The following is a 17,760-nucleotide window of genomic DNA, read 5'->3' as shown; positions in this document are numbered from 1 at the left end:
AACTCTTTGTCGTTTAATAATGATTCTCTGTCAATCATAATAATAAAGTTATGTAAATAAAAATGTGGAATCCAATTATTTATGAACTCCACATTTTATTATTTACACACTTTATAAGACAGTGTCTAGTATTAGCGTGCTTTTATCCTTTACGCGCTAGTTCGATTTTAGTTTCTAGCTCATCAACTAGTTTTTGTACGTCATATTGACCTCCAGAAGAAATAAATCTGATGTAACCTTCTTTATCAATAAATACTTTTGTAGGAATTCCTTCTACGCCATATGCTGTGGTAATAGATTTAGTTCTATCATTCATTTCATCGAATAAAACATGGAATCTATAGTTTTTATCTTTCAAGAATTTTTCAACTACTTCTTTGTAATTTTTCTCACTTTGCCAACAGTTGATAAATAGAAATTCTACCTCTTTGTCACCTTTGTATTTATCTACACCTGCTTGCATACCAGGAAATGAACCTACGCAAGGACCACACCATGTTGCCCAAAAATCTAAAACAACTACTTTACCTTTCAAATCAGATAATGATACAGTTTTACCTTCCATATTAACCAAAGAAAAATCTGGTGCCTTTTCTTTAATCATTTCTGCTTTGTATTTCGTTAAAGCAGCTTCTTTAATTTCGATATCTAATTTATCTGTATAAGCTGAGAAATTAGATTTTCCAGCATTCAGTTTTTCAAATAAAGGTTTTATGGCTTCTTCTATATCTTTATTTCTACCACTTTTAATAAATTTATCTAATAATAAGAACGCATCTAAATCTCTTCCAACTTTAGTGTATGCATTTGCTAAAGTCAAATTAATAGTAGTAATTTCATTTGGTATTAAATATTTCTCAGAAATTTTGATTACTTCATCATATCTTCCAGTCTCGTATAAAGCCTTGGCATAATTTGAATAAACTAGTGGTAAATATTGTGAACCGATTGCTTGATCCTCTTTGGCTTTGGATATGAGTTCTTCTAATATAGGGAGGGAATTTTTGTAATCATTATTTTTGGCAAGTTCAACTGTTAATCCATATCCTCTTTGGATAAATGATTTGCTAGTTTTTAATTTATTTACATATTCTTGAGCTTTGCTCGTATTATTTTCTTTAAAATACAATGCTGCTAGTTTTGCTTCTGCAGAACTATAAAGAGTTCTGTCTTTTTCGTCAAAATTGCTAGCTGGAAATTTTTTCAAAAATTGGTTATAAGCTTTTTCAGCGCTAACAGCCGTGTTATTACTTTCGGAGAATACATTTTTGTAGGCTTCAGTTCTAGCTTTCAGTCCTTTAGGGAATCTTTTTAAAATTGTTTTATCAATTTTTTCTGCTTCTTCAGTTTTTTGTAAGAAGCTATAAATGCTAGAGCCAAAGTTTACAAAAGTTTCATTTTTACTTTCTGATAACGCTTTTGCTTCTGTTAGCAATTGAGCTTTTGAGGCATCATCACCTTTTTTAGCAAGTGTATTTATTTCTTTAGATATCTCCTCGAGAGTTACTCCCTTTTTTTTTGCCAATTGGGCATTTACATTCTGAAATGTAAGACATATACCTAATATTGCAAATGTTAAAATTGTTTTTTTCATAATTTATCTTTATTAAGTCAAATTTACTTAATAAAAGATTGGTTATAGTATAATTTATATATAACGAGATATTTTTTTAAATTATTATTTAATTCACTTGTTTAAAAAGTATTTTTTTTGTTTTATGTGTCTATTTGTGAAATTTGTAGTTTAAATGATATAGGTATTAAAAAAGGGACAATTAATATTGTCCCTTTTATTGTTTTAGCCTTTGCGCGCTAGTTCGATTTTTGTTTCCATTTCGTTCACTACTTTTTGAACATCTGCACTGCCACCTGATGATTCAAAACGAATAAATCCTTCTTTGTCAATTACAACTTTGTGAGGAATTCCTTGTACTCCATATGCTGTAGTTGTAGCTTTAGTTTTGTCTTTCATCTCATCAAATAATACATTGAATGTATAATTCTTATCAGAAATGAATTTTTTAACTATTTCTTCGTAGTTTTTCTCATTTTGCCATGTATTGATAAACAAGAATTCTACGTCTTTATCGTCTTTGTATTTATTTACAGCAGCTTGCATACCGGGAAATGACATTACACAAGGTCCACACCAGGTTGCCCAAAAGTCCAATACAACTACTTTGCCTTTCAAATCAGCTAAAGAAACAGTTTTTCCCTCCATATTTACTAGAGAGAAGTTTGGGGCTTCTTTTTTGATCATTTCTGCTTTATATTTTACAGCAGTAACTTCTTTGATTTCGGCATCTAATTTATCTGTATAGGCTAAGAAATTGGATTTTCCAGCATTTAGTTTTTCAAATAAGGGTTTTATAGCTTCTTCAACATCTTTATTTCTACCGTTTTTTATAAATTTATCTAACAATAAGAATGCATCTAAGTCTCTGCCAACTTTAGTGTATGCGTTTGCTAAAGTTAAATTAACTGAAGAATTAACAGCGGCATTTCTGTTTGTTTTTAATTGCTCTTCAGAAATTTTGATAGACTCTTCGTATCTTCCGTTTTCGTATAATGCCTTAGCATAAGTTGGATAAAATGCTGGTAAATATGTTGAACCTACTTTTTTATCCTCTTTTGCTTTTGCTATAAGCTCTTCTAATAAAGGAAGTGAATTCGTGTAATCATTATTTTTAGCAAGTTCAGCGATTAATCCATATCCGCTTTGAATAAATGATTTGCTAGTTTTTAATTTGTTTACATACTCTTGAGCTTTGCTAGAATTATTTTCTTTGAAGAATAATCCTGCTAATCTAGCTTCAGCATTAGCATATAAAGCTTGCTCTCTTTCTTCGAATTTAGCTGCAGGGAACTTTTTCAAAAATTCGTTATAGTTTTTTTCAGCTACTAAAGCTGTAGCGTTCTTTTCTTCGAACACTTTCTCAAAAGCTAGACCTCTGGCTTTTATTCCTTTTGGAAATTTTTTTAAAATTGCTTTATCTACTTTTTCAGCTTCATCTTTTTTCTCTAAAAAGGTATAGATACGTGATCCAAAAATTGCAAAACTTTCGTTTTTACTTTCTGTCAACGCTTTTGCTTCTAATAGCATTTGATTTTTCGAATTGTCGTCACTTTTCTGTGATAAGATGTTTAGCTCTTTTGAAATTTCTTCAAGAGTTATCCCCTTTTTTTTTGCCAGTTGGGCGTTTGCAGTTTGGAATGAAATGCAGGCACCTAAAATCGCAAGTGATAAAATTGTTTTTTTCATAATTAATTGTGTATAAACAAAATTAATAGTAATACATTTAAGTTAATACGAAATTTTACACTACCATATTTCTTCTTTAAATCTTGATCTATTAAGCTATTAATTCGTTTAGATTTATTGATATATTGATTGTTTTCTGTAAAAAATTCAAAATATTTTCAGTTAACCTGAATTATTTATTTACGAATACGAAATTTATAAATCATATTAAAGTTGTATTCTTTATTCGGGTCAACTACGAAACAAGGAAATGAAGGCTGGTTGGGATTATTAAGATGATGTTGAGCTTCAAAACAAAATCCACCATTTCTTAAATACTTTTTGCCAGTTTTACCAGTATCATCAGATAAATAATTGCCCGTATATAAATGTACAGTAGGATAGTCTGTGTATAATTCTAACTCTACTCCAGACTCTGGACTATATGCAGAAGCCGCAACTTGACTCAAAGCATTTTTATTGATGTAACTATGGTCAAACCCATTCGCGTATTTCAACTGTGTGTTTTCTTGTCCAATTCTTTCAGCAACCCTTGTTTGTTCTCTGAAATCGAAAGAAGAGTCTATGACAGATTCAATCTGTCCAGTAGGGAGTTGATTTTCATTTATAGCAATAAATTCATTAGAGTTTATTTGGATGAAATGATTTAAGATATCACCATTTCCTTCTCCATTAAGATTGAAATAGGCATGATTAGTTAAATTGATGATAGCTCGTCTATCTGATGATGCTCTAAAATTTATTAAAATTTCGTTATTATCGGTTAGTTCGTAGGTTACTGAGACATTAACCTCTCCTGGATACCCGGCTTCATTGTGTGGAGATACATAATAAAATGTTACTTTTTTACGAAAACTGACTTGACGGTCCCATACTTTCGTATGATAACCTTCAGGACCACCATGAAGACAGTTTGTTCCATTATTTTGCGGTAGTTTATATTCTTGTCCATCCAATATGAATGTACCGTTGCCAATACGATTTGCAAATCTTCCAATTGTAGCACCATGATACTTTTCTTGTGCATTTAGATACCCATCTATACTATCAAAACCTAATACAACATCTATTAAATTGCCGTCCTTGTCAGGAACTAAAGCACTAACAAGTCTTGCGCCATAGTCAGTTAATGCGATTTGCATACCTGCTCTATTTTTTAGCATAAAAAGGTGCGTGTTTTTGCCGTTTAGATTTCCCTCAAAATTCTCTACTTCTGGTATCTTATAGCTTGTGCTCATAGGGCTTGGGTTTATTCTTTTTTCTAAAATTAATAAAAAAGGATGACAAGCTGAAGAAAAGGAATATTTATACTATATTTATACTATATGGAGAAGAGAGTCCTTTATCTTTCCTTTACTGTAATTGCGCTTTTGCTGTTTATTTACACATTTGTTTGTGTGAATGAGACACATCATTTTGAACTTAATGCAGGGTGGGAAACAAACCTTATAGAAGCTAAATGGTTGTTTTATTTAGTTTCAGCAATAGGCATTGGTCTTTGGGTATTTTATCATTTTTTTGCTAAAAATTTATATAGTGAGGGATTGATTTATCTTCATGTTATTTCTTATTTGCTATTAGCAATTGTTCTAATTTTTTGGGATAATAATTCATTTTCGTTACAAGAGGCGGTTGAATCTCAAACCTATAATTCAGTAGAAGAGATAAAAAGTGATTATCACAATGTTATGGACAGAACAGACTTGTATCGATCTTTATTTTGGCTACTGTTACTTATACAACCTATAGGTTTGGTTAATTTGATACTAGGATTTATTAAACCAAATACCAAGTAAAACCTCCTGATCTAAGACATAAATCTTATATTTGTCTTGAAAAATCCAATATTTTAATGAACTGGAAACAACTTATATCTGCTAAACGGTGGGGTTATGAAGACCGTATGGCGTATGAACAATTTGATGCGAGATCCGAATTTCAACGCGATTATGACCGTTTGATTTTTTCATCACCATTTCGTCGATTACAGAATAAGACTCAGGTGTTTCCTTTGCCGGGTGCGGTGTTTGTCCACAACAGATTAACACATAGCTTAGAGGTAGCATCCGTAGGTCGTTCATTGGGCAGGATATTTTATAATTCCTATAAAAAAATCAATCCACTTGTCGATCAAGATTTTCCATTGTTACAGGAAATAGATACCATTATTGCGACGGCATGTTTAGCCCATGATTTGGGTAATCCAGCATTTGGACATTCTGGGGAGTCCGCTATTTCTGCATATTTTACAGGAAAGGGTTTGGAATTTAAGTCGAAATTGACAGATGATCAGTGGGCTGATTTGGTTTCTTTTGAGGGTAATGCAAATGCTTTACGTATTCTGACTAATAATTTTAACGGTAAAGATAAAAGTGGTTTTGCTTTGACATATAGTTCATTAGCTGCTATTATTAAATACCCTTGTAGTGCACTAAAAGGTAGTGATAAAAAAACATTGCATCGTAAGAAGTATGGTTTTTTTCAATCAGATAAAGAATCATTTTTAAAGATTGTGAACGAATTGGGCATGTCAAAAGATGAGGAAGATGTTTACAAGCGTCATCCTTTGGTTTTTTTGGTGGAGGCTGCTGATGATATTTGTTACAATATTATTGATTTGGAGGATGCACATCGTCTCGGTATATTGAGTTATGCGGAAGTTGAAGATTTACTTTTGCCACTTTGTCAAGACACTAAACTGAAAGCAAGATTAGCGCAGTTGAATGATGAAGAAAGCCGTATAAGTTTAATGCGTGCCAAAGCTATAAATACGTTGATTGGTGCGACTTCAAAAGTTTTTTTTGATGAACAAGAAGCAATATTGGCTGGAACATTTGACAAGAGTCTTATTGATGCTTTAGATTCAGATTTACGTACTGCGATGAAGATAATCCAGGAAATTTCGTACAAACAGATATATAACGCCTCTTCAGTCGTAGAGATTGAAGTAGCAGGTTATAAGGTGATGGAGGGGATTTTGGAAGAGTTTGTTCCAGCTTATCTTTCGGATAAGCCAAATAACCTACACAAAAAATTAAAGGCGTTAATGCCAGAACAGTTTCACAGTGGTAGTGAAGATGTATATGATAGAATACGTGATGTATTAGATTTTGTCTCAAGTATGACTGATTTATATGCATTGCAATTGTATCGCAAGATTAAAGGAATTGAAATAGCAACGTTATAGTGATAGAGAAAGGATTGTTTCCGAGAATATGAAAGTAGTAATAGCAGAAAAGCCTTCGGTTGCACGAGATTTGGCGCGTGTGATGGGTGCGAAGGATGTGAAAGATGGATATATTGAAGGAAATGGCTATGCGTTCACCTATGCTTTTGGGCATTTGGTACAATTGTGTACGCCTCAGGCGTATGGCTATAATACTTGGTCTGTAAGTAATCTTCCTATTATTCCAGCCAAATTTGGATTGGAAGTAAAAAAGGTTCGTAAAGACGGAAAGCAAATTGATGATTATGGTGCGTTAAAGCAAGTCAACATCATTAAAAATTTATTGGAGAAAGCGGAAGAAATCATTGTGGCAACGGATGCTGGGCGAGAGGGGGAGTTGATTTTTCGTAATATCTATTATTATTTAGGTTCAAAAGTACCTTTCAAGCGTTTGTGGATTTCTTCACAAACCGATAAAGCCATCAAAGAAGGATTTGCGAATCTCAAAGAAGGTATCGAATATGATAGTTTGTATCAATCGGCGCGTTCTCGCTCGGAATCGGATTGGTTGATCGGTATCAATGCGACACAAGCTATCACATTGGCGGCAGGAAATAAAGGATTATTGTCTTTGGGACGTGTGCAGACACCTACCTTGGCGATGATTTGCTCACGCTATTTGGAAAATAAGGATTTCAAACCATTAACATTCTATAAGATTCAAGCAGGCTTTGAGAAAGATAATATTTCGTTCAAAGCGACTTCAGAAAAAATTGATAAAAAGGATCTAGCTCAAGAAACTTTTGCAAAGCTGACGGTTGGATCTGAAGCAAAAATTATAAATGTCGAAGCGAAGGAGACTAAAGAACAACCTCCTTTACTGTTTGATTTAACTTCTTTGCAGCAAGATGCTAATAAGAAATACGGCTATTCGGCGGATCAAACGTTGAGTATTGCGCAAAGCTTGTATGAAAAGAAAGTCATTACCTATCCACGTACAGGTTCACGATACATTGGCGAAGATGTTTTCGAACAGATAGAATCTTTATTCCAACATTTAGCGGATACTGCGGAGGAAAGCATCGCCGCCATATCTCGTAATCTGATAGGAGCAAAGCTCAATAAGCGTTCTGTCGATGAGAAAAAAGTAACGGATCACCATGCATTATTGGTGACGGATGAAAAGCCAGGCCCAATGCTCAAAGAGCAGCAAAATATCTACAATATGATTGCGAAACGTATGGTAGAGAGCTTTTCGGAAGTCTGTTTGAAAGATATTACTACCGTGACGATTGATGCGGCAGGAGTAGAATTGATAGCCAAAGGAACTGTCATTCGTCAGTATGGTTGGAGATTGTCTGCAGATCAAGTTGAAATGCCTGATGAAGACAAAAATACAGACGATCAAGACAACGAAAATGGGCAGTTGCCTAAGTTGACAGCAGAAGAATTATTAGAGATTCTTTCTTTAGAACTTTCTGAACGTTTTACCAAAGCGAAGCCTATTCATACAGAAGCTTCTTTGCTGAAAGCAATGGAAACTTCGGGTAAGGAAATCGAAGATGAGGAAATGCGTCAGGCGATGAAAGACTGTGGTTTGGGAACTCCAGCGACGCGTGCAGCGACTATTGAAACGTTATTCCAACGTGATTATATTAAGCGTGACAAAAAGAAACTGATACCCACGGAAAAAGGTTTGGCTTTATACAATTTAGTTAAAGATCGTTCTATTGCGAAAGTGACGCTGACAGGTAAATGGGAACAAAAATTGGAAGAAATGCGTGCTAATAAAGTATCTTATGATGTCTTTATGAAGCATATTAAGGACTACACGGCAAAGATCACTAAAGAGCTACTACAATTGAGAATGTCTATTCCTCAAGAGGAAATCAAACCTCAACAAAAAGGTAAGATCAAATGTCCTAAGTGTGAGCCGGGCAATATCCATCTTTATGATAAAGTTGCACAGTGTGATCATTATGCAAGAGGTTGTGATTTTAAAATCTGGCGTACATTAAATGGCGTTTTCCTCGAAGAGAAAGAAATGAAAAATCTCTTAGAAAAGGGTAAAACTTCAGAACTCAAAGGTGTTAAAACCAAAGAAGGACAAACTGTGAATGCGTCTTTGGTTTTTCAAGATTTTAAAGTGAATGTGGGGTAAAAAAGAGGTTGAAATTTAAATTTCAACCTCTCTTAACCATCCCTACCACCAAACAATATTGCGCAATGACATAAGTCAGCATCACGCTCATTCCTCCAAGTAAAGACTGTTTATAAAATAGATTGATTGCCAAAATTGAGTCGGATAAAACGAATAAGATAGCACCAACAATTAGCCATGTTTGTTTTGTCCCTAAGGCAATATACAACATCAATCCTATGGTGAGTGCATATAGGATAACTGGAATTTTCATCCCTCCTAAATGAGGATACAAAAATCCAATTAAGCTGCCTACAAAAATCAAAATGAGTGGAATTAAAGCTAAATTTTTGTGTTGGAAAAATTGTTTAAAGGTAAGTATATAGAAAATATGTGCTAGTAAAAAGCTACTTAATCCTGCTATAAATCCGCCTTTAAACATTAAAAACAAATCACCAAAAAAGCTCATCACTAAGCCAGCTAGAAATAGTTTGTTTATTTTATTCGTACTAAAAGCATAATATGCAATCAAAATTGGAACTAACAATGTTTTGGTGCCGAACCGCAATTGGTGACCTACTTGTAAACCAATAATACATTGATCTAACACAAAAACAATTACCAAAAGGATTAGTAGAACTCGTGTAAACATAATCTCGGGACGAAAAATTGATCTAAATTCACTTTAATTTGCTATTTCTTTCTTATCCAATACCTTATTCAGCTGTTCCATGTCCAATTCATTTTCCCATTTTGCAATTACTAATCCAGCTGTAGCATTACCAATAATATTAGTCAACGCTCTGGCTTCACTCATAAAGCGATCAATACCAAACACGATAGCAATAGATTCTACTGGAATATGCCCCACTACAGGAAGAGTAGCTGCTAAAATAATAAAACCAGATCCTGTTACACCTGCTGCTCCATTAGAGGTAATGGTCAATACAAATAACAAGAACAATTGCTCACTTAATCCCATTGGTTGATTAATAGCTTGTGCTAAAAATACAGATGCCATTGTCAAATATATAGCTGTCCCATCCAAATTAAAGGAATAACCTGTTGGGATTACTAGTCTTACAACCGATTTATTACATCCCGCTCTTTCTAACTTTTCCATTATTGCTGGAAGTACCGATTCTGAAGATGAGGTGCCTAATACGATTAGAAGTTCTTCTCTGATATAAACTAGAAATTTCCAAAGACTAATCTTGTTGCGGTAAAGTACCAAACCGATAAATACGAAGATATAAATCAAACAAGCGACATAGAACCATAGCATCATCATGCCAAGTGATTTAAGGATATCAAGACCATATCTACCTACCGTAAAACCAATTGCTCCCATAGCTCCTAATGGAGCTACTTTCATAATCATTTTGATCACAAGGAATATACCGTCTAAGAATGATTGCAAAACTACTTTTACAGGTTCTGCTTTTTCTCCCATTTTGGCAAATGCAAATCCTAATAGGATCGCAAAAAATAATACTTGAAGTATATTTCCTTCTGCTAGCGAGCCAATAATGTTATTTGGAATAATATCAAGTAAGAATTCAATTATTCCTTCTTGTTTTTTTCCTCCTTCGATAAATGTTCCTACTTGACTAGTATCTAAGTGATTGATATTAATATTCATACCCGCACCAGGTTGTGCTAGATTGATAACCACGAGGGCTATAAACATTCCAACAAAAGTAGTTATTTGGAAATAAATCATAGAGCGAAGACCAATTGTCCCTACTTTTTTGACATCTTGCATACCCGAGATCCCAAGTACGATACTACAGAATATCAATGGTGCAATGATCATTTTGATAAGCTTGATAAAACCATCTCCAAATGGTTTCAATGCGACACCCATATCAGGATAAAAATGCCCCAATGCAATACCAATTAGAATAGCAATAATTACTTGAAAGTAAAGTGTTTTAAAAAGTCGTTTCATTAAAATAATTTGGTTTTATAGGTTTATGTTATCCTAAATTTAGACCCTAAAATAACTTAATTTTTAAAATATCAAGGATATAATTGTTTTTTAGATGCTTAAAAAAAAATAGCGTAGACAATTAAGTTTACGCTATTAATTAGATCTTCTCGAAGAGACTTTATTTTTGCAAAATATCCGTCAACGCTTTTTTAATGGTAGGGAATTTAAACTCAAAACCATGTTGTATTAATCTTTCTGGTAATACCCATCGACTTTTCAACAAAAGTTCTGTTTCTGTCCCGATGATTACTGCGCCAATTTTTAATAGTAATGATGGAGCGGGTAAGCCAAAGGGAATATTTTTAACGTTTCTGAATGTCTCCATAAAAGCCCTATTATTAATAGGATTGGGTGATGAACAATTGATTACGCCGTTTAAGTGTTTGTTTGATTCGATAAATCGGATAATTTGAAATAGATCTTCAATATGAATCCAACTAAACATTTGTTCACCATCTCCTTGCTGACCTCCTAATCCAAATTTGACTAGATTGTCAAATGGTTCTATTACACCGCCGTTTTTTCCTAACACTATCGCCATCCGCAGTGCAACTTGACGTGTTGCAAGAAATTCGAATTGATGGAATGTCTGTTCCCATTTCTTTGCCACCTCTACTGAAAATCCAGTACCAATATCCCCATCTTCTTCAGTCATTGGTCTATCGCGTGCATCTCTATAAATTGTTGCGGTACTGGAATTAATCCACAGTTCAGGAGGATATTTACAACCCTTAATTGCTTCACCTAAAATTTCAGTTGTTTCTGTACGAGAAGAGAATATTTCCGCTTTATTTTTTTCGTTGTAACGACAATTGACTGTTTTCCCAGCAAGATTTATCAGTAAAGTTGAATTTTCCAATTCTCCAGTGATTTTAGCAATATCCAGCCAGTTCAAATCACCATGATTGCGAGCTATCACTTTTACTTCATATCCTAGATTTTCATATTCTTTCTTTAGATACTTGCCTACAAAACCTGTACCACCTGCTAATATGACTTTTTTCATGACGACTGAGTATTTAAAATTTAGTGAGCTATTGGGGTGCTTCTACGTTGTTTAGCGATTCTTTTACCTCTGAAGAATAAAAACATGTTTAAGAAAAGCATAATACCTAAATAAATGCTAAATCCACCGATTTTGTAACTCAATTGTTCTATCAAGTCTTGAACTTTCGCTTGATCGAGGTACATTTCTAATATGTATAATGCAAATCCAATATTTAGCAGGTAGAATCCTATTCTGAATAAATTATTAGTAGCGACCGCGACATCAGGACGCCCATGAAAGATATCGTTCATATAAACTAAACTATTTTTGAATAAAATATACGCTACATAGTAGGTCAGACCAATAGCTATAGGCAAATAAATACTATACCCTATTACGGTTAAATTTTCCATGATAATTAGTTTTTAGTTGTGAGTTTATTTTTATTATAATTCGATGTTATGTAAATAATCAACATGTTATTGTAATGAAGAAATGCAAGTATAAGTACTAGAATACCTGTCTTTTCTAAGGTACTAGACAGCATATCGGATACAGATTCAATTCTCTTCCAATAGCTAAACTGGATAATAGCATAGCCCATATTGAATAAATAATAGCCAGTTAGCAAAAGATTGTTAGTTGTATCTGTCAGTTCTTCTTTATTTTGAAAAAATGAAAGGATAAATATTCTTCCGTTACGATGAAATAGCCTTCCCACCCAAATGATAATGTAAATCGTGATGAGTGAAAACAATGCGTACGAAAGGATATTAAAATTCATAGTCTAAATAATAAATTTGAATAACTTAATTAATAAATCAGCTCGATTTGATGCAAATACCTTATTGGCGATTTTTTCCAATTGATCGGTCAGTTCCTGAATTTCCTTTACCGTATTGTGAAACTCTTTACCATCATCTGTCGTTTCTTTCTCCGTCGCAACAGTTATTTCTTTCAGAATATCCATTACAGGATCTAATTCCTTTTTCTTGCGCATAATGGCAATTTTCATCGCCCATTTTAAAACCTCTTTCTCCGCGACAAAATATTCTTTACGATCCCCGGCTATATGCTTTTTGTAGACAATACCATAGTCTATCAGTTGTCGGATACTCATATTTGCATTTCCGCGTGAGATAACTAACATTTCCATGATTTCATCTGTCGAAATGGGATTGCTACTGGATAGGAGTAATGCATGTACTTGCGCTACGGATTTATTGATTCCCCATTCCGTGCCTAATGCACCCCAGGTGTCTATAAATTGTTGTTTTGCTTCTTCTAGTTTCATGTTTATTTATAAAAAAGTATGCTTAATAATGAAATGACTAAACCGACAAAGTAAAGTATAGGTATTGATTGAGTATTTGCACTTCTAAATTTACATCCCAACCCCCAGAAAAGTAGACCTATAAAACTTATGGGGTAAGAAATAAATGCAGCAACTCCATACACCCAAATCCATCCTGTGAGTAAAAACCAAATTCCACAAATGATCGATATGATGTGAAATAGCATTCCGATTGTTTCTTTTCTCATTGTCTATCTAATTTGTTATTCAAATATAATTATATTTTCTAAACTTTCAATAAATATTGAAAATAAAATAAATTAATTTTGGTCAACTCATCGTAATAAGGGAAACTAAGGATTTATTAACGATTGAATTATATTACCTTTGCTCTCGATATGACAACAAGACTTTACAATCCGTTTTTAGATTTCAAATTTGATAGCAGTACGTGTTTTTTGACAGGAGAGAAGTTAGCATCAGCTGATGTGAGCATTCAAGTATTCCCTGTTTGGATGATGCGTACATTTGATTTGGAAGATAAGCCATTCAAATTACTGGATGAGAGTTTCGTTCCTTATAAACAATTACAGTTACCATGTTCATCTTCTAGTGCTATTGCATTTGAGCAAGTAGAATCTGTAGTAGAACGAGCTATGGAAAATGGTTTTGCCGCGGTTAAAGATCTTCCGCAAGAAACATTATTTCATTGGGTAGCTAAGATTTTATATGGTGTTGTATTCAACGAAATTCAAGCAGGTATGCGTCAGGCAGTGTTATCTGGAGAACCAATGAATTTTTCACAAGCTCTAGTACACAAATTTCGTAATCTCCATGGTATGCTGCAATCTATTGCTGTTCCGATGGAATTTGAAAATAAAAATCCTTTTACTGTTCAGGTTTTCGAGGTAGATAATGCAGAAGATACATTTTTGTATCGTGATGAAATCAATACCTTGATTTTTTCATTGCGAATGAAAGACTTTGCAATTATTGCGACACTTCAAGATAATGGTACCAATGCGATCTATCATGATGAAATTTTGGCAAAAGTAGAGGGGAAGAAGTTACACCCTGTTCAGTTTGAAGAGATATGTGCACGTTTTTTTTATTCAGCTTATCTATTCAACCGTCTTCCAGAATACACCTATATGGAAACACCTCACAAAGTTTTCGTTGAACCTATGCCTTTGAATGATTGGACACTCAAGCCAATTTTCGACAATTGGGTAGTGAAGACCTACGGTCAGGTATTGGAAAGTTTTTGGAAACCCTGGGGATTTTTATTGTTTGAAATCATTCAAAATCCGGAGAAACCTATGTCTTTTATATTAGATGAAAATGGAGATTTTCGAACTGATATTGGTTTAGCGAAAAGTTAGCAAATCACACAAAAATCGGTGCAGATAATATATAGAAAGATTATAGGTATTATTAGCAAGGATGCATTAATAAATATTAATATGGCAGCTAATGTTGTGTTATATAATCTTACACTTATTATTGCTGAAATTAATCCTAATGGTATGCTGAAACAGCTAATTATCAGTATGTAACCTACTATATCTGAAGGCAACTAATCCTTCACTGTATTTAGAGCTAAAGCTCCAGTTAGTAGGCTGTTGAAAAGAGTAAATATCAAAGCAATTTTACCCCAGTATATTGCTCTTTCAAATTCCATCTATTTCTTACCTCTATTGTGACTTTTAGTAGAAGTATTCGTAACTTTTGGTTTGTTATTGTCTGACTTTTTTGCAAAATTATTATAATATACTATTAATGCTGAAGGACCAATAACCGGTATCATTAACCCTAAAAAGGTCAAAACAAGCTGACCACCTGTAGCATTTTTTAATTTGAACAATCGAAATAGCATGATGCCTGTTAAGGCCATGTGAATTAATAATACAATATTTACCAGTAGCGCTTTATCAATATTCATAACTACAAAGATACAATATCGTTAATAGATCTTAGGATAGATTTTTAATGTAGCTGTAGATATGAGTCTTGTTTGATGTCTGAATCATCTGATAGGAATTCCTTATGTTTTTCCATAGGAATACAAATGTGAAAAATAGTACCTTGACCTATAGTGGATTCTACTTGTAAAGTCCAACCTAAACTCTCTACAAAATCATGACATAACAATAATCCGATTCCTGCACCCTGTTCATCAAGCGTCCCCCTTGAGCTTATACGGCTTCTGTCATGGTTAAACATCTTTTTTACTTGTTCATGTGACATACCTACTCCATTATCCCTGATATAGAAATCAATCTCCGAGCCTTTGTTCTTTATTCCAACTTCAATCTGTTTGTAGAATTCACTATATTTAATCGCATTGTGTAGGATATTTCTAACGATGAATTCGAAACGCATTTCGTCCCCATAAATTTCGAAATCATTGGGTATAAGATTTTTAATTTGTAATTGTTTTAATTTAATTGACGAAGATAAAGTATTCTCCGTTTTTTGGATTGTAGTATATAAATTGAAATGAGACCACTTAATCGAATTGGACTTCATTTGAGATTTTGACCAAAATAATAGATCATTTAGTAGATTGGAAGTTACATGTAATTCTTTTTTTAAGTTATCCATTAAATAGGAATAATCACTGTTTGATAATTTCTGTTCTACAGACATATCAACAATTATCTTCAATGAATTGATTGGAGATTTTAAATCATGTGAAATAATTGAAAATAACTTCGTTTTGAAGGATTCTGATTGTTTCAGTAGTTGGTTTTGCTGGTGAACTAAATTTGCTTGCTTTCTAATTTCTTGTTCTGATTTTGAAAGGGCAATATTTTTGTTGCGCAACTTAATTACTAAAAAAAGTAATACTAAGGCAAATAAAATCGAAATAGTAGTAATTACCCTAGTTTTATGTAAGTTGTCTTGAGTTATTTTATTTTTTAAAGTTAAGTTGGCATTTTCCAAGTCCTTTTTTTCGGTCTCATACTGGATATTTAATTCTTCACGAACTTTTTGTCTCGATAAGAGTAGTTTATTGTAATTGTTTTCATTTAGAGAATCTAATGTAGAAGACGTATTGGAGCGGAGGTTTCTGATCATATTTCTCAATACGATTATTTCGTCATCATGCATATTTAATATATGAAACGCTTTATTTTGACCTAAAAAAACATAAAGACCATCCAATATTGATTGTGCTAATTCATGCTCCTTATTTATGACGGCAATTTTTGCTAGTAGTAGTTTACTGCTTCCCACACCTTCACCGTTCTTATGTGTTAACGCATATTGTTCTGCCTTTGTAGCATAGAGTTGGGCAGTTTTATAATCTTTAGATTCAAAATAAACATATGCTAGGATGGTATATGTTTTTTCTAAGGTTCGGTCTGTTTTAAGCTTTTCCTTATAAAGTATCGCTTCCTTAAGATGCTTAATTGCTAAATTCTTGTCTTTTATCTTTTTATTTTCGCTGAATTTGTCTTTGTAATAATTTCCGAGATTATTATTAAGACCTGCTAAGAGTTTGACATTATTACTTTTTAACGCGTATTCTCGGCTTTTATGGTAGAATTTTACGGCTTGCTCGAGATCTTGGCCTCTATAATAATTATTACCAATATTGAGGAGGGTTTCAGCTATACCAAGTGTGTCTTTTTTTTCTTCACGAATTTTTAGAATTTTGTAATGTAACTTTATACTTTCCTCATGTTTGTCAAGTATGAATAAGCATACCGCTTCTAAATTCATACAACGCGTCAATAATTGATGTGATTCTGTGTTTTCAAAATATTGAACACCTTGTTTTGCCCATAATAACGCATTTTTTGTATCACTGGCATATGTATTTCTCGCTAAATCATAATAAATACGACCATTAGTGGAGTCAGGATTATTCGTGCTTACTAATTTGAGTAAGCTGTCCACGTTGATATTTTGGGCATATGAGCTTGAATTTGATAATACTAAAGAAAGATAAACTAAAAATAGTTTAACTAATTGATTTGGTAGCATGTGGTTTGGTAAATGTAGTAATCAAATATAAAAATTTATCTTTAATTATTCATTCTTACCATAATGTAAAACAAAAAAGGCTCATCAATTGATGAGCCTTTTTTGTGAGAGGATAAGTATTAAGCGTGTATGTCTCTTTGTGAGATAACTTTAGCGCCTAAATATTCTCTATTTAATCTTGAGATATTTGTCAATTTGATACCTACTGGACATTCAGCTTCACAAGCTCCTGTGTTTGTACAGTTACCGAAACCTTCTGCATCCATTTGATCAAACATTGCCTGAGCACGCTCGTAACGTTCAGTTTGACCTTGAGGTAATAATGCAAATTGAGATACTTTAGCTGATACGAACAACATAGCTGAAGCATTTTTACATGCAGCTACACAAGCTCCACATCCGATACATGTAGCTGATTCGAAAGCTTCGTCAGCGATTACTTTAGGGATGGCAATTGCATTAGCATCAGGCACCCCGCCAGTGTTTACATTTACATAACCACCTGCTTGTTGAATACGATCAAATGCAGTACGATCTACAGCTAAATCTTTCAATACCGGGAATGCAGCTGCTCTCCAAGGCTCGATTACGATAGTTTGTCCATCGTGAAAAGAACGCATATGTAATTGACAAGTTGTAGTTCCTTGGTTAGGACCATGTGGACGACCATTGATCACCAATGAACACATGCCACAGATACCTTCACGACAATCGTGATCGAAATATATAGGGTCTTCACCCTTACGAGTCAAATCATCGTTAACGATGTCAAGCATTTCTAAGAAAGACATATCATCAGCGATGTCTTTAGCTTGAATAGTCACGAATTGACCTGTTGATTTATCATTTTTTTGACGCCAAACTTTAAGCGTTAAATTCATGTGATTACTCATATCTATATATGATTTGAGATTTGAGAGTCTG

General features: G+C 33.5%; 16 protein-coding genes. 4 read left to right on the top strand and 12 right to left on the bottom strand.

Features of this window, described 5'->3' with window-relative positions:
* Positions 1 to 142: 142 nt before the first annotated feature.
* From IPZ78_RS16140 to IPZ78_RS16130, 3 genes are all read right to left on the bottom strand, one after another.
* Complete coding sequence (locus IPZ78_RS16140) at positions 143 to 1,594, bottom strand: TlpA disulfide reductase family protein (protein WP_225555020.1); 1,452 nt, start codon at positions 1,592 to 1,594, stop codon at positions 143 to 145.
* 204 nt (positions 1,595 to 1,798) lie between these two features.
* Positions 1,799 to 3,262, bottom strand: coding sequence for a TlpA disulfide reductase family protein (locus tag IPZ78_RS16135; RefSeq protein WP_225555019.1), 1,464 nt, complete (start codon positions 3,260 to 3,262; stop codon positions 1,799 to 1,801).
* Between the two features lie 176 nt (positions 3,263 to 3,438).
* Positions 3,439 to 4,500 carry an aldose epimerase family protein gene (locus IPZ78_RS16130; RefSeq protein ID WP_225555018.1) on the bottom strand — a complete coding sequence of 354 codons (1,062 nt, stop codon included), beginning with the start codon at positions 4,498 to 4,500 and terminating at the stop codon, positions 3,439 to 3,441.
* 87 nt (positions 4,501 to 4,587) lie between these two features.
* Between IPZ78_RS16130 and IPZ78_RS16125 the strand changes: the two genes are divergently transcribed.
* Genes IPZ78_RS16125 through IPZ78_RS16115 form a run of 3 tightly spaced genes read left to right on the top strand, consistent with a single transcriptional unit; the run spans position 4,588 to position 8,589 of the window.
* Positions 4,588 to 5,058 (top strand): hypothetical protein, encoded by a 471-nt coding sequence (locus IPZ78_RS16125; RefSeq protein ID WP_225555017.1) that lies wholly within the window; start codon positions 4,588 to 4,590, stop codon positions 5,056 to 5,058.
* A gap of 56 nt (positions 5,059 to 5,114) precedes the next feature.
* Positions 5,115 to 6,449 carry a deoxyguanosinetriphosphate triphosphohydrolase gene (locus IPZ78_RS16120; protein ID WP_225555016.1) on the top strand — a complete coding sequence of 445 codons (1,335 nt, stop codon included), beginning with the start codon at positions 5,115 to 5,117 and terminating at the stop codon, positions 6,447 to 6,449.
* Positions 6,450 to 6,477: 28 nt separating this feature from the next.
* Entirely contained in the window at positions 6,478 to 8,589 is a 2,112-nt protein-coding gene (locus IPZ78_RS16115; RefSeq protein ID WP_225555015.1) for a type IA DNA topoisomerase, read from the top strand.
* Positions 8,590 to 8,611: 22 nt separating this feature from the next.
* Here IPZ78_RS16115 and IPZ78_RS16110 read toward each other — a convergent pair whose 3' ends face one another.
* The 6 genes from IPZ78_RS16110 to IPZ78_RS16085 all read right to left on the bottom strand — a co-directional run bounded on the left by IPZ78_RS16110 (position 8,612) and on the right by IPZ78_RS16085 (position 12,843).
* Complete coding sequence (locus IPZ78_RS16110; RefSeq protein ID WP_225555014.1) at positions 8,612 to 9,220, bottom strand: lysoplasmalogenase; 609 nt, start codon at positions 9,218 to 9,220, stop codon at positions 8,612 to 8,614.
* A 33-nt stretch (positions 9,221 to 9,253) separates the two neighbouring features.
* Positions 9,254 to 10,519 (bottom strand): C4-dicarboxylate transporter DctA, encoded by a 1,266-nt coding sequence (gene dctA / locus IPZ78_RS16105; protein WP_225555013.1) that lies wholly within the window; start codon positions 10,517 to 10,519, stop codon positions 9,254 to 9,256.
* Positions 10,520 to 10,679: 160 nt separating this feature from the next.
* Positions 10,680 to 11,567, bottom strand: coding sequence for a TIGR01777 family oxidoreductase (locus tag IPZ78_RS16100; protein ID WP_225555012.1), 888 nt, complete (start codon positions 11,565 to 11,567; stop codon positions 10,680 to 10,682).
* A 20-nt stretch (positions 11,568 to 11,587) separates the two neighbouring features.
* Positions 11,588 to 11,962 carry a hypothetical protein gene (locus tag IPZ78_RS16095; protein WP_225555011.1) on the bottom strand — a complete coding sequence of 125 codons (375 nt, stop codon included), beginning with the start codon at positions 11,960 to 11,962 and terminating at the stop codon, positions 11,588 to 11,590.
* 5 nt (positions 11,963 to 11,967) lie between these two features.
* Positions 11,968 to 12,333 carry a hypothetical protein gene (locus IPZ78_RS16090; protein ID WP_225555010.1) on the bottom strand — a complete coding sequence of 122 codons (366 nt, stop codon included), beginning with the start codon at positions 12,331 to 12,333 and terminating at the stop codon, positions 11,968 to 11,970.
* Between the two features lie 3 nt (positions 12,334 to 12,336).
* Entirely contained in the window at positions 12,337 to 12,843 is a 507-nt protein-coding gene (locus tag IPZ78_RS16085; protein WP_225555009.1) for a GbsR/MarR family transcriptional regulator, read from the bottom strand.
* Between the two features lie 398 nt (positions 12,844 to 13,241).
* Between IPZ78_RS16085 and IPZ78_RS16080 the strand changes: the two genes are divergently transcribed.
* The gene (locus IPZ78_RS16080) at positions 13,242 to 14,225 is read left to right on the top strand and encodes a hypothetical protein (protein ID WP_225555008.1); all 984 of its coding nucleotides are present in this window, start codon (positions 13,242 to 13,244) and stop codon (positions 14,223 to 14,225) included.
* Positions 14,226 to 14,524: 299 nt separating this feature from the next.
* Here the strand turns inward: IPZ78_RS16080 and IPZ78_RS16075 are convergent, their stop codons facing one another.
* The 3 genes from IPZ78_RS16075 to IPZ78_RS16065 form a co-directional block, all read right to left on the bottom strand.
* The gene (locus IPZ78_RS16075) at positions 14,525 to 14,785 is read right to left on the bottom strand and encodes a hypothetical protein (protein WP_225555007.1); all 261 of its coding nucleotides are present in this window, start codon (positions 14,783 to 14,785) and stop codon (positions 14,525 to 14,527) included.
* Positions 14,786 to 14,829: 44 nt separating this feature from the next.
* Entirely contained in the window at positions 14,830 to 16,836 is a 2,007-nt protein-coding gene (locus tag IPZ78_RS16070) for a tetratricopeptide repeat-containing sensor histidine kinase (RefSeq protein WP_225555006.1), read from the bottom strand.
* A 119-nt stretch (positions 16,837 to 16,955) separates the two neighbouring features.
* Positions 16,956 to 17,729 (bottom strand): succinate dehydrogenase/fumarate reductase iron-sulfur subunit, encoded by a 774-nt coding sequence (locus IPZ78_RS16065; protein ID WP_225555005.1) that lies wholly within the window; start codon positions 17,727 to 17,729, stop codon positions 16,956 to 16,958.
* Between the last annotated feature and the right edge of the window lie 31 nt (positions 17,730 to 17,760).

The sequence above is a fragment of the Sphingobacterium bovistauri genome (genome assembly GCF_020295405.1).
Lineage (GTDB): Bacteria > Bacteroidota > Bacteroidia > Sphingobacteriales > Sphingobacteriaceae > Sphingobacterium > Sphingobacterium bovistauri.
The sequence above is the reverse complement of the archived record's forward strand: the minus strand, read 5'-3'. Positions and strand labels throughout refer to the sequence as shown.